Here is a 14,328-nt window from a genome sequence, read left to right as displayed (position 1 = left end):
ATATTTTGACAATCATCAAATAACGATAAAAAGGAAAAGATGATGATCTTTAAAAATTTAAAAGATTACAATTTAGAAAAAGTTTTATCACCATTAACAGAAAAAATTTGGAATGACATAGCAAAAGAATTGAAATGTAAAACTTATATAGACATATATAAAGTTTTTCTATTGATTACTCATAAAGAAAAAATTGAAAACTTTTGCCTTATCAAGACTCCCAATATTCATGAAGATTTTTCTATTCATATCAGAAGATTATTTGGCTTTATTGTCTGCGAATTTGAAGGTGATCAAAAAACTCTAGAAGCCTACTTTCGTACAATATTCAAAATTCTCAATCATATTTTTTTAACTTATGTATCTCCGACCCCAGAATGTAATTTAGTTAAAAACATTTCACCACAAGCCAACTTAGAAAAATGTACGCGACTATATCAAAATGGATATATAAATAAGAAAGTAAAAACTTACTTTGAGGGTTGGGTAGCCTATTCAAGTGATCACAAAAAGTTGAATTTAAATTTTTCATATGTATATGATTTATATGGAGAAATATTTTATAAAAAATTTATAAAAGGCGTGACTTTATTAATATCAAATTATATCTACACTACAGCACAAAGAATTTTAATTAGTATAAATAAGTTAATGTTCTACATAGCAATGACATGCAAGAACATAAATTCATTAAAAAAGAATACTTGCTCTCAATATGCTCATAAATTTTTTACCACCCTATACCAAATACAACTTATTGATATTAAAATAAAAAATTATGATTTACATGTCTTTCACCAGAATTGGCAAATACAAGTAAATATATATATGCACTTAGTTGATTTAAATATATTTCCACAGCCCATTATTGAAATCGTTGTTCCAAACTTTAAAAGTGCTAAGAAAAACTACTGCAATATAAAAATTAAAGGTTCTAATGAAGCCGTTCACTCTAAATTGATTACTCAAATTCCAGTATCACTTACAGATGATGAAGCAGTAGAAAGAATTTTAGAAAAAATTAGTTATGATATTAACTTTATAAAAAATTGTTCAGAATTAGAAATTAAAAATATAAAAGAAAAACTTAATAACTTTTATATAAATACTGCTAAAGGTGATGTAAGGCAAAGAGGACATTCTAGCTCAAACTTTAATCCAGTCAAAGTTGGTGAAGATAATATAGAAAACACTTGTGCCACTTACTTAGCAACACCATTTAGAAATGAGGAAGTAGTAAACTTTGCAAATTTTTTAGGATTCAATTGTAAAAAACCACTCAACAATACAATTTTTTATTGTTCAAACGATACTCTATATCCTTTTATGATTTTATTGATAATGGAGCATCCTTTTATTACAGAATCTTGGTTAATAAATTTCAAATTATATGAGAAAAGCAATAAGGTGGGTTATCTGAAAATTAATGATGAATGGTATTTAACTTCTTTTAAGAAAAGACGAGGAGTTAATCTTGCAGAACAATCAATAAAAACTACTATATTTTCAAAAAACTTATTAGATGATATTTTAGAAGTAACAAAAATTGGTAGAAATTATTTAAAAAAAATTAACTCACTTGATTATGAGTATTTATTTATAGCCTCATGGAGCCCTTTTATAGAGCCCAAAAAAATTGAAACTTTATATCACCCAAATACTCTTAAAGATAATAATAAATTAAAAAATATTTTCTATAATAACCCCTATTCAAAAGAATATATAGATAAATATGGAAAAGAAGAATTAGATGAATTAATTAAAAATTTTACTCTAACAAAATTTAGAGCCAGTTGCGCTATAAAAGTATATTTAGAAACTAAATCTGTTTATGAAATGAGTAAAGCATTAGGTCATAAGGAATATCAACAAAAGCTCATGAAGTCTTATTTACCTGAACCAATTTGGAAATTCTTTACTAATAGATGGATAAGAATTTTTCAAAATGCTTTAGTGTATGAAGCAATGAAAGACTCTGAATACTTATTTCAAGCAGTTGATTTTACAAAAGAAGAATTAAACGAATTCATTGAAAACCATGCTTTTAAAGAGCTACCTCCTCAAATTAATAAATTTAAAAACAGCAATTTAGATAGTCAAATACATAATGAAAAAATTGGTATCTTCCCCATCTCAGTTGCATTACTTCAATGGTTTATTGGTATCAATGAATATGTAATTTCTTATGGTCTAGATAAGCTTAATGAGGTAGCTGAGTACTGGTGGCAAAGTGCCATGCTGGTAGTTACTCAGCTTGAATTAACATTAGATCCAAGTAGCACCCATTCCATTTCAATTGAAGATAAAGTTCTTAGAATGTATGAAAAAGCTAAGAAGCATCCTTTATCGATAGAATTAATTAAAGGTGCATTAACATGAACGATCAGATAACTATAGATAAATTAATCAAAGAGATTAATGAGGAAAAAAAAGACATATTAAATATGTCTAACGATGAACTTACATATTTAAAAGAAATTATTTTAAATAATAAATCTTATATTTCAAAAAAAAATTTATCAAAAAAAATATTTAAATCAGTTAGTAGTTTATATGATTTTGATTACTTAAATCCTTTCTGGTTTAAAAAGAATACTAACTTCTCTGATAATATTTGGATTTTAAAAATTAATAATTTGGATGATAAAAGAATAGATTTCACAAAAATAACCTTAGAGGATAATAGCTCACTTACTGATCACCCTAAACTACTAAACTCATTTAAGATCTGGATTGTAAATCAAGGAAACCCACTTTATTTTTCTGGGAAAGTACCTTCAAGAACAACAATTTCTGCAAATATTAATAAAGTACTAGGTCTTATAGACTATATTATACTTAATTCAGATGAACTATTACTTTCAAGTTGTGAATTATCTTGTATTGATGAAAATTTCTTTCAAGATCTTTTTATACAACTTGCAAGTATGCCGGCTAATGAAGCTATTTATAATTATAAAATAACAGTATCAGAATATTTAAAAGATAAGATTAAAGATATTTCTCTTGAACAAGTTCACATTTTTGAACATCGTTTTCCTCTTATTCCTCTAAATATTGAAGAGGGATTAGATTTAACTTTTGAAGAAAAGAGAAAAGCTCGATTATATTTATATCAACAGAAAGCTTATTACAGAGGTGAAGATCTTATCCCTAAACCAAATACACGTTTCTTCAACTTCTTGTTTACTAATACAATTGCTGCTGAACATCGTATTTTTGAATCACTTGATGACCTAGCTCTTTATATGCCATTTGATTTTCAAGAATATAATGCTATCCCAACTAGAACTCAGTTTGAAGAAGAAGGACAATGTGATCAAAATATTGAAATTTATATTAAGCAATTTCATATTTTAGCTTCTGTTAATGACTATAGCTTTTGTTCTAGATTTGAAAAAAATAACTTATCAAAAATAACTCCAGAAAGAATCAGAAAACGTGTCCAAATGAAACCTGTAGGTAGGCATGCTACATTGCCAGGAAATGTTGTCTTTCCTTGTGTTAAAAATGCTTTTGAATTTATCTTCAGTTACTTAGAGCCTTTACTTGAAACAATGTATAGATGCTATGTATACGTACCTCCAAGATCAGAAAAAAACAAAAAAAGTTTTGACTATTCTTATCTCAAAAAATCCTACTGGAAGGACGTGACTTCACCTGAATTGAAACAATTAGGAGTAAAATCTTTTAGAATCTCTGATAAAGACCCACAAAAATTTATAAAACGCAGAAATAATGAAGGTCTATGTGACTTATACAATGTTTTAATAGGGGCTCTTTTAATAGTTATAGGAACAATTTCAGCAAGGCGACAGCATGAAATTATTGATTTAAAGGCAAATAAAAATTTATCACCTCCAAACTTAGAGCCTAATCTATACCCAAATTTAAACTTCGAATTAAAATTTAAAAATAGAAAAAGTGGAACATACTTCTTAGAAGACTCAAGAGAAGAACTTTCTAGACCAATTCTAAATTCAGTAGCTCAGATTATTTATAAATTAGAAAAATTTAATGAAAGAATTTTAAATACTGAAAATTTAAGTGAAAACATATCTTTAATAAATACTTATAATCACTACGGAAATAGATTTAAAGCACTAGATAACACTAATTATTCAAAATGTTTAAACGCTTTTTGTGACTATTTCGAAACTCCTGTTATTGAATATAAAAAAGATGATTTCCGAAGGTTTTACCTCAGACAACATCAATTGCGACGCTTTTTTGCTATGCTCTTTTTTTGGTCAAAAAGTTTTGATGGACTAGACTCTATTAGATACTTTTTAGGGCATACCGATACTGAACATCTTTATCACTACATTACAGAATCTATTACAGGTGAAGTTCTGAATGGAATCAAAGCAACTAGTTTGGTAGATAATTTAATCTCTAAGAGCCAAGATAAAATTGAAAATATAGCGCAATTGACTCAAATTTTAGAAAAGAAATTTAATGTTCGAGAACTAGAAATACTTGCAGAAGATTCAATAAGTGATTTATACCCAAAAGAAAGCTTAGACTTTATTCAGAAAAAAGAACTTATTAATCAAGTGTATCTTTTACTAGAAGCAAATGATATTGAATTAAAGCCTACATTTTTTTCAACTAAAAATTGCAAAGGAGAAATAATTCGGGATTACAAGTTAGTATTAATTATTAAGGATGAATTATGAGAATAAAAAATCCAGAAATAAAAGATTCGATTACCAACGAATTACAGTTGTTAGAAGATATTATCTCATCACCTGAAAAATTTGATAATGCAACATTTTTAGAAATTCTTAGAACTCAAAGCAACTTTGCTAGTTTTTCCTCACTTGAAAGATCTATCTTAAGAGTTTCATTAAATACTCATAAAACTTACGCTGATGAATTTTCAAAATTAGGTTTTGAACATCTTAATAATCTTAGATCTCTTGCATATCACAAATTAATTAACTTAAAGAAGGCACCTCAAAAAAGTACCAAAGAATCTTTAAATGAAAAAATTTTAAAATTATCTAATGAAATAAAACAGTTAGAAAAACAAAATTTAAAATTAGTAAAAGCTTTTACCGATATTCAATACACATTAATTAGTATTTCGAAGAATACTAATGAACCTCAAACAAAAAATTTTATTGAGAAAAAACTGAGTACATTTGAAAAAATACTTTCTTATACACTTAAGGAAGATGAACATGAATAAAAAAAAACTATATAACTTAGTATCAAATTTTAAAATTTATGACTATTACTCCTACAGATCTAAGCAAATTAGAACATTAAAAATTGATAACTGCCCAATTGTTCATTATCCCGATAATACTCCTTGCTTCGAGGCTAATAGCTACCTACTACATCTACTTTTTAAAGGACTTTCTCAAAATAATGGTGGAACATTAGAAACATATGCTTCTGCTATTTCACTATTAATAAGGTATTGTTATTTAAACAAAATTCAAAGAATTTCAACTTTAGATAACGATGAGTTTGTTGATTTTATTAACTTTTTAAAATTAGAAAAGTCTAAAACTGGAAAGTTTATTAGAAGATCAAATCAAATAATTATGATAGGTCAAAGGTGCATAGAGTTTTTAATATATGTCCAAGATTTATATAACCTTAAAAACTTTATAGGCATTGGTAGTCAATATCGGATAAGGCTTATATCTAAAATCACTTTGGAATACCGTTCAAAAACAAAAGTTACTATTTGTACCCATTCCTCCTTACCTCATAAAGTTCCTTCTTTAAAAAAACGACCTATATCTAAAGATCATGCCATCAAGATAAGACAATTTGTATCTTCTAATACGGATGAAAGTCTTCGTTCCAGGAACTTATGTATTCTAGATTGTATAGAACTAACTGGAGCAAGACGTGATGAAATTAGATCTCTTAAAGTTCAAGATATAGTGGATGCCCTTCAAACTAAAGACCAGTACCCTTCTTTAAGGCTCATCACTTTAAAAACAAAAAGAAATGATAGCTATCGATTAGTACCTGTTCCACGCACTCTATTAAATAATTTAAGCATCTATATAAGAAGATATCGTCGAAGGATTATTCAAAAATCTATAGGAACCAATTCAGATCATGGGTATGTTTTTATTTCCCATACCAGTGGTCATCCCCTATCAGTTGATACTTTTACTACCTATATGCATGAGTGGGCTTCTGGTGCACATATTGACTCCAAAGTAAGCCTGCATCAATTCAGACATAAGTTTATAACTGAAAAAATTATATATCTCATCCAAGAATTTCAAATTGAAAATAAATACAAATTTAGAGAAGCTTTTCTTGAGATTGATAAACTTAAATTAATAGTTCAACAATGGACAGGACATAAGTCTATAAAATCTTTAGATACGTATATAGACTATGCATTTTTAGAAGAAAAAAATATTGATGCATTAATAGATAAAGTGCTTACCAAAACATCAATATTTTCTATTACCGAAAAAATTAAAGAGTTAGAAAATTCCTACTTAGAAGAAAAGATTACAAAAGACTTTTTTCTAGATAACTTGAGGAAGACCGTTATGGATTACTCTTCATTACTCAGCTCTTCAGATGAGTGATAATTTTTTTTAAAACTTTTTTCTTTGAATATAATGAATATAACTGCTTGTTTGCACTCTCAATCTCTAAATTTATTTCTTTTAATAAATTTGGAAATTCTTTTATATATTTTCTATACCAAAATAAGTCGCAATTTAATGTATAAATTGAGAAATTTATTTTTCCCATCTCTCCGTTTAAATCCTCAATTGAATTAGTATTTTTCACGCTTGCACTATTAGAACTATACTTAAAAGGAGAAGTCGACTTATCAATGCTTACATGTTTACTTTTACACAGGTTCTGAAGAGCTCTATATAAAGAGTGATAATATTTACTATCTTGGTATTGGGGATAAGCTTCAAAAAATAAGTCTTTTAACTCACCAAATGCACAATTTTTAATATTCTTACGCTGTACAAACACTAATAAGCTCATTTGAATTTCTTCATTTAAACTCATTAAAATTCCCTAAATATCCCATTTTGGGATATTTTATCTCATAGTTCAACATAAGACTATGAGTTCAATACATGACCCAAGATATAAAAAAATAATTGACGGATTAATCAGCACACGTGAGTCATTAAACATTACTCAGGTGCAACTCGCTGCAACTTTAAAAAGACCCCAGTCTTATATAGCTAAAGTAGAAAATCTTGATAGACGAATTGATCTAATTGAATTATTAGATTGGTTAAATGCTTTAAATATTCAATCAGGAACTTTCCTCATACTCTTACAGCAATTACGTATTTTGTCTTCGGAATAGCTATATATCGTTAAACATTTCAAGAAAATTGGAATTCTTTAAAACATCATTTAGCACTTTATTTGTCATTGAGAGCGATAATTTTCGATAATCGTTGCCTTTCTGAGAATCTCCAAAATCTGATATAGATTTAATTACACATCCCTGAGTACCCGGATAAAGTTGCACAGCTTCATAAAATCCATATCCTTCCATATCTATTCCTAAAATATCTTTATGTTGTGCATTTATTGTTTTTACTGTTGCTTCATCAGCAATTACTGAACCACCAGAAACTGTTGGACCAAATTGAATTGACCAATCTCTCTCTAATCCTAAATCTTCAAACTCTTCTTTAACAAAATCAGCATATCTATTTGCATCATTGAGAAATTCAGAAACTACTGCATCATATAATTCATCAGATGCTTGAATCTGAAATGGAGCATTTACGAACCCTGTATTGGTAATTTTTCCACTATGATAATCCCAGATAAAGGCTGAAATTAAGGTATCACCAAACTGCTGTTTTTCTGGATCGGTTCCAGCACAAAGCCCTAATAAAAATGCAGCACGGGGCTTAAATGACTCACAAACCATTGATGCTAAAGCTGCTGTTGCCGACATTCCTTTTTTAAAAGGAGATATTACAATACATGAAAGCTTAGTTTCTGAACCAGGAATACTAATTCTTCCTACACAACGACTTATTTGATTTTTTCGTTCTGGTCTTGTCCATTGAATTAATTCATTATTACTAATTAATGAATTAAATTCCTCTTCTAATGCTGTTATAAATACAACATCATATTGATGTCGATTATTGTACTCATCATAGAATTTGACTCGGCTTTTTAGATATAAATTCCATTCTTGATAGTCTGGTTGGTAATACCATAATTTTGAATACTTTTCGGCTACTTTATATTTTAAATTAGTAGTTTGATCTTCCATTTCCGTGAGAAAGAAAAACTCTTTTGGTAATTTACATTTCTTATCATGAAAAGATAGATCAATAAATTCCAAACCTGCTTCAATTTCTGGCGGGCTTCCTGTATCACGCTTAATATGTAAGTCAACAATAACAATATCAAAACAAGTCTGCTGCATAATTTTTCGTGCAGCTAAGATATTTGAAACATGGTCTAACTTAAATGGTATTTTATTTTCCGATAGGATCTTATTAATAGTTTCGACCTTATCATTACCATCATCAATTAATAAAATATTAACCATGTTTAAACTCAGTAATATATTCAGTCAACTTTTTAGCCCAAAAAATATCTTTGGAAGTATAAAAAATTATACCTTTAAAAATATCAGGGTAATTTTTCTTAAGGTCATCTTCTAAAGTATTAATAGATATATCATCGATAGAATTAAACATTGTAATTACTACAACAGGAATATTTATTTTTCGAACCTTCATTTGAGATAAAATTTCTTTACCACCAAAATTTTGGTGCTCATTAATAAAAGTATTTTCATCACTATTATCATATAAAGGCATACTCATATCTAATAGTAGTAAATCAATCTTACTTTTATTTTTAACTAAATACCTTAATCCAGATGCCACCGATAGAGAAACTTCTAGATTTATAGATGAATCGAATTTCTGAATACAATTCTTTATTGCTGTACATTTAAAAGCATCATCTTCAATAAGGTGTATAATCATTTTTAACTCCTATTTATTGTAAATTCAATTTTTACAATAAATTGTGAATTCTGTTCATCTAACTCAAAATTCAAACTAGTCTCAGTAAATAAGAGTTCATTACAAATTCTATTATTAATTTTATGCAATCCACTATTAGTGTCTTTTTGAGCTAACTCTTTTGACTTATTATTTCTAATAGACTCACGAATATCTGTTAACTTAGACCTTGTTGACTCCAAATCAATAAGATCAAGATTAAGATTATTTCTAAAATCTATTAGAACTTTTCTATCATCATGCAGAATATTTAGTTCTATTTTCAGATCGTTTGGTTCTAACTTAGAATGTTGATAGGCATTATTAAATAAATCTAAGAACATATACACTAAGTCACTAACGTATCTACCACTTAGAGATGGGTCATTGTTGAACTTTAATTCTAGTCCTTCCCAATCCTTTAAACTAAAAATAGTCCGAGTAATAATATTCTTTGAAATTTCTACACATCTAGAAAGCTGTAACTCTGGTAATTGATAGACATTATTTTTATTAAACCATTGCTGAGCTTCTTGAAAAATTCTGAAGAAATTTGATTCTGCACTAACAATAGAATTGATTAGATCCCCCTTTTCAGACTCTCCAACTTTAATCAAAGACTCAATTAATTGACGAAATATCTCTCTAAACCGCTGCTTTATAGTTGTTGCGAGTACATGTCTCATTCTTAGTAAGCATGCATCAGTTTTGAGCCATAAAAGATTAATTAAGTCATCAATAAAGGCTGCTAAATCGGCTTTACCTTTACTAATAAGCATCTCTGCTTCATCAAAGGTAAAGACATAATTGAACATGTTCAAATTTACTGATTGACGTGAGAACTTATCATGTGAGTCATATAAGAAGGCAAACTCATAAGAAATAGAAATTTGAATTAATCGCTCTGTAATAAAGTCAATTGTATTGTCAATTTCATCACTAAACTTTTGTAAAAGTTCATAAATGACTTCTCTATTTTCTAATGTGTCTACAATTTTATTCGATAAATGTCTATCTAAGTAAGAAGGAAGTAACTGCTCCTTTTCGATTGGATTCCGTAAATGATTACGTAATATCCCATGCCGAATACCAGTACTTAGATATGAATTTAAACCTGTAGCTCCCATAAGGAACTCATTAGTGACATCAGAAATGATATGTTTAAATTTCAATAAGCTTCTTTGATCAATTTTCAGAGCTTTAAATTTATAACCATTAAAATTTATAATTTTACTAGTATCAAAGTCTTGTATTAGTTCAGCATCTTCCCCTTCATCGGTTAAATCGTCATTGCTATCTCTCACCAAAAATATTGTTTGTTGATCTTTACTATGAGATCTTAATTGTTTAAATGATTCAAAACTCTTATCGAGCCTATCTAAGCAAGCTCTCTTAACCGAGTTTACATCCACAAAAACTTTAGAAGAATGTATTAAATTGGATGTTTTGTTAATTTCTAAAGTCTTAACTTTTTCCTGTAATTCACTAAGATATATAGATTTTTCATTAGGATCTAACTCAATTAACTTCTTACAAATATTTATACGTTCCTCTTGAATTTCATTAATTGACTCATATACCAAAGTATTTTTCATAAATTCTGTTTGCCAAACATAGCATAAGAAGAAATTAACTACTTTAGGATCTAAGTGGCTGTACTCAGCAAGAAATTCATTAATTCGATCATCATCCTCATATTTAATAATTATTGATTCTAATAAAATCCTTGCATTAGAAATTAGATCTCTTCTTTTATTTTCTTCTGGATCAAATGCATATATTTTATAATATATAATAATTAACTTATAAATTGGATCTATAAAATCATCATTTACAACTATTTCAAATATTTCTTCAAAAGGATGTAAGTTATAAAACTCAGTATACTCAACTATTTGATTTACAGTGAGTTCAACAGCTTCCGTAGTACGTTTATTTTCAATTAGTTTATTAATATAAATATAATTTAAATGGAAATATAGAATTTTTTCCACTGAGCTATTTGCTTCATAAGCAAAATCTATAAAATTGGATCTATAATATTCTAATAGTTTAATCCACGTAACTTTCCCAACAATAGAATCATCTAATTCATAATTATCCTTCTCTTCAATTAAAGCATTATAACTAATACAATTAGGATAATAATGACTATATTTCTTGTTTTTATAAAAATAAGATCTTAAAGGATTAAAATTATAATTAAACCCATAAACAAAATTAAAATATCTGAAATTAGTTTCTGAAAACTTATCCAAATATGCAATAATATATGTTGAGAACAATCTAGACCAACGACAGACTTTATATTGGTCTAACAATCTCAAGCAAGTATAAGCGTGATAATAAACCCTATCTCCTGAAAGATTAAATATAATTTTAAAATGTTTAAATAATTCTCCAAGAACTAAATTATCTTCAAATAGCACTTCATCTGAATTAGTTAAAACAGAACTTTTTAAATAGAATAGGTATGAACAATAATCGTCACTTTCTTCTTCAATATTTTGCTTAGTAATTTCTAAAACTTTTTTGTAATTAGCTAATAAATCGTATTCAAAATACATTTGTCTATCAAGTATTCGTTGATCAACATCATAATTCTTTTTGTTTGAGTAAATTAGTGTTAGTAATCTTTTGTCTTCAGTGATCTGATATACATCTTCAATTGCTCTAATGACTGTACTATGCAAATCGCCACGCATAGAGGTTTCTAGCAGATAATTTATTATATCTTCATAATAATCAATATCATTGTAGCTTCTATCAATATGTGCATATATGACTAGCCTATCTGTATCAATAAATTCCTGAGTTACCTTATAAATAAAATACTCTGCAAAGCTTGGTTCACGTAAATCAGCATGTATACGTTCTTTGAGAGTAGAATTCTCTACAAAGAATTGTATTTTTGAAATATACTGTTCTATGCATGCCTTTTTATAGCTATCTTCCTTATACTCTGGTAGCTCTTCTATTAATTTTAATTGATTTAAATGAACTAATAACTCTATACCTTTATGTGATTTTTTAGCAACCTCTGATGTGCTTTGATATTTTTCATATAATCCATCTAAATTATTTAAAAATATATTCTTTTCAATATCCTCAAATATTTTTAAATCTTCTTTAATAGTTACAGTAATTTTTTTTAATAATAAAAGATTCCAAAGAATCTCTGAATTATATGAATGAAAATAAAAGTTACGTTGAGTTTTTAAAGCATCATAAATTACATCTGAATTTCTTTTTTGAAAAACATGCTTTAAAACATATCCATTAATCAGTCTATCAAAGTTCTCATACATTACATGTGTAGTTAAACCTTTGAATAAAGCAATTGCATGGTCATATTTTCTTTCGCTAATTTTTTTCTGTATTTTTGCTAGGTTGTTATGTTTCATACAAAGATTTTCCAAATACCAAAACCGATAAAAGCGATTGCAATAAAATCTGTTAAATTAAAAATTGAGGAAAATGTGCTTGTATATGATTTTACTAAGCTATCACCTACTTCTTTTTCCTCATTTTTAAAAATTTGAAAATCTTCTTCAAAATATTGTTGCTCATATTTTTTTAAACTTTTTTCAACTTGTTTGATCATAAAAACTGTTCGTTGATCAATTCTTCTAAATGTTTCATTTAGAATTAAAAGAAGAATAGCAGGTAAAATAATTAGTGTTTGCGTTTCTTTTAAACAAATACCAATTCCTGTAAGTGTCGCAATATTTACAAGGATATAATAATTAAACATTTGAAGCCTTTGTGAGGAGTGGCGTTCAAAGTATTGCCATAAATATTCTAACGGATCATCCTTATGCATCATTTGCGCCTATTAGCTTTCTTCTTACACAATGAACTAGTATAGTTCATAAGTTTATAAATCATTTAATTTTTTTCTTATTCCAGTTTTATTTAGTTTCTTTATTTGCATCTTTTTTAATGCAACTATTCTTAGTGGTTTGCTTTTTTCTTGACAATATTTTATAAATTTTAAATAAATTAGGAAAATGCCTGAGTTTGACCGCAAGGTTTTAGAAGTATTACGTCAGCCGCTTGAGTCCAAAGAAATTGTGATTTCGCGTGCTTCCCGGCAAATTACTTTTCCAGCCAACTTTCAGTTGGTGGCAGCCATGAATCCCTGTCCATGCGGTTATGCATTTAATCAGGACAGCCGCTGTCAATGTTCACCTGAAAGCATCAAGCGTTATCAGAACCGGATTTCTGGTCCATTACTGGACCGGATTGACCTGCATATTGACGTACCACCTTTACAGGCACAGGAGTTACAAGACAATAAACCTGTCGAAAACTCTGAAACGGTCAGACAGCGTGTGATCAGCGCCTATAATATTCAGATCGAACGGCAAAATGCCTTGAACATGAGTCTTAGTCCAAAGCAACTAGAACAATACGCCCCTCTCGATCCACCAGCTCAGAAAATGATTGAACTGGCTCAGCAGAAACTGAATTTGTCAGCACGAGGCTATCATCGGGTCTTGCGTGTCGCACGTACCATTGCCGATTTGCATCAAAGTCCCGATATCCAAAGCCAGCATCTGTCGGAGGCTTTATCTTATCGCGGGCAGCAGCAGATTTAGAACACTAAAAAAGGCGACCTGAGATCCATTGCTGTCCCACAATTTTTCACAAGAGGAAGCTCATTTGAGCTTCCTCTTGTTTTATGGGTATTTTATCGGATGAAAATAAAGCTTTTAAAGTTCTTCTTTCAAACAAATTCACTTGAATTATTCTGAGTAAACGTTGAACTGTCCAACCTGTTTTTCCTAAATGTTGAGCGAAACTCACCAATAAAGAGGCGATCATCGCAATCCAGATTTGTGTCTGAATTGCGTTCCTGCTGCGGCCTAGAAACGCTTTTAATTTGAGATTCTGCTTAATCGCCTTAAAGAACAGCTCAACTTTCCAACGATCTTTATAAATCGCCGCAATGGTGGAGGCGGCTAAATGAAAGTTATTGCTGAGAAAGCTAAAGTGCTTGCCACTTTGCTGATCTCTATATTCAATTCTTCTTAACACTGGGGCTTTTCTTTTTAGGGCATGTGCGCTATTCAGCTGAATGGTTTCATCTTTTAGAATACCTTTGGATTCAAGCACTGGATGTTGCTGGATCACCTGATACACAGATTTAGGCCTAAAACGTGTGACAAATCCAATGTTTTGAGCAGTCAGATTTGCATACCATTGGTAATCGACATAGCCTTTATCAAAAACTACAATGCTGCCAGCAGGAAACTGGAATTTGCGGCCTTGTACCATGTCATTTTCTTTGCCATTTTCAACTGCAACAAACTCAGGAATATCA

At 28.9% G+C, this 14,328-nt stretch carries 10 protein-coding genes and 2 pseudogenes; 6 read left to right on the top strand and 6 right to left on the bottom strand.

Annotated features, from left to right (window positions below; translation table 11 throughout):
- The first annotated feature begins 39 nt into the window (after positions 1-39).
- The 4 genes from ACEWB7_RS08990 to ACEWB7_RS08975 are packed head-to-tail and all read left to right on the top strand — an operon-like array spanning position 40 to position 6,572.
- Positions 40-2,379, top strand: coding sequence for a hypothetical protein (locus ACEWB7_RS08990; RefSeq protein ID WP_411580658.1), 2,340 nt, complete (start codon positions 40-42; stop codon positions 2,377-2,379).
- Positions 2,376-4,679 (top strand): hypothetical protein, encoded by a 2,304-nt coding sequence (locus ACEWB7_RS08985; RefSeq protein WP_411580657.1) that lies wholly within the window; start codon positions 2,376-2,378, stop codon positions 4,677-4,679. The genes ACEWB7_RS08990 and ACEWB7_RS08985 overlap by 4 nt, the downstream gene beginning before the upstream one ends.
- On the top strand, positions 4,676-5,194 hold the full coding sequence (locus tag ACEWB7_RS08980) for a hypothetical protein (protein ID WP_411580656.1): 519 nt from the start codon (positions 4,676-4,678) through the stop codon (positions 5,192-5,194). The genes ACEWB7_RS08985 and ACEWB7_RS08980 overlap by 4 nt, the downstream gene beginning before the upstream one ends.
- Entirely contained in the window at positions 5,187-6,572 is a 1,386-nt protein-coding gene (locus ACEWB7_RS08975) for a tyrosine-type recombinase/integrase (protein ID WP_411580655.1), read from the top strand. The genes ACEWB7_RS08980 and ACEWB7_RS08975 overlap by 8 nt, the downstream gene beginning before the upstream one ends.
- On the opposite strand, the gene ACEWB7_RS08970 is transcribed toward ACEWB7_RS08975, so the two are convergent.
- A complete protein-coding gene (locus tag ACEWB7_RS08970) occupies positions 6,553-7,014 on the bottom strand; it encodes a hypothetical protein (RefSeq protein ID WP_411580654.1) in 462 nt (153 codons plus the stop codon). The genes ACEWB7_RS08975 and ACEWB7_RS08970 overlap by 20 nt on opposite strands.
- A gap of 58 nt (positions 7,015-7,072) precedes the next feature.
- Here ACEWB7_RS08970 and ACEWB7_RS08965 point away from each other — a divergent pair, with 58 nt between their 5' ends.
- Entirely contained in the window at positions 7,073-7,324 is a 252-nt protein-coding gene (locus tag ACEWB7_RS08965; RefSeq protein ID WP_411580653.1) for a helix-turn-helix domain-containing protein, read from the top strand.
- Here the strand turns inward: ACEWB7_RS08965 and ACEWB7_RS08960 are convergent, their stop codons facing one another.
- From ACEWB7_RS08960 to ACEWB7_RS08945, 4 genes are read right to left on the bottom strand one after another with little or no spacing between them, the layout of a single operon-like run.
- A complete protein-coding gene (locus ACEWB7_RS08960; RefSeq protein ID WP_411580652.1) occupies positions 7,325-8,539 on the bottom strand; it encodes a hypothetical protein in 1,215 nt (404 codons plus the stop codon). It lies immediately after the preceding gene.
- Positions 8,532-8,984 carry a hypothetical protein gene (locus ACEWB7_RS08955; protein ID WP_411580651.1) on the bottom strand — a complete coding sequence of 151 codons (453 nt, stop codon included), beginning with the start codon at positions 8,982-8,984 and terminating at the stop codon, positions 8,532-8,534. Before ACEWB7_RS08955 ends, ACEWB7_RS08960 begins: the two co-directional genes overlap by 8 nt.
- Before the next feature lie 2 nt (positions 8,985-8,986).
- Entirely contained in the window at positions 8,987-12,406 is a 3,420-nt protein-coding gene (locus ACEWB7_RS08950; protein ID WP_411580650.1) for a hypothetical protein, read from the bottom strand.
- The gene (locus ACEWB7_RS08945; RefSeq protein ID WP_411580649.1) at positions 12,403-12,828 is read right to left on the bottom strand and encodes a hypothetical protein; all 426 of its coding nucleotides are present in this window, start codon (positions 12,826-12,828) and stop codon (positions 12,403-12,405) included. Before ACEWB7_RS08945 ends, ACEWB7_RS08950 begins: the two co-directional genes overlap by 4 nt.
- Positions 12,829-13,009: 181 nt before the next feature.
- Here ACEWB7_RS08945 and ACEWB7_RS08940 point away from each other — a divergent pair.
- Positions 13,010-13,603, top strand: a pseudogene (locus ACEWB7_RS08940) (ATP-binding protein); the annotation flags it as partial.
- 46 nt (positions 13,604-13,649) lie between these two features.
- Here the strand turns inward: ACEWB7_RS08940 and ACEWB7_RS08935 are convergent.
- Positions 13,650-14,328, bottom strand: a pseudogene (locus tag ACEWB7_RS08935) (IS4-like element ISAbe18 family transposase); the annotation flags it as partial.

The sequence above is a fragment of the Acinetobacter sp. NIOH-H-8 genome (genome assembly GCF_046635365.1).
In the GTDB taxonomy this organism is placed as follows: Bacteria; Pseudomonadota; Gammaproteobacteria; order Pseudomonadales; family Moraxellaceae; genus Acinetobacter.
The sequence above is the reverse complement of the archived record's forward strand: the minus strand, read 5'-3'. Positions and strand labels throughout refer to the sequence as shown.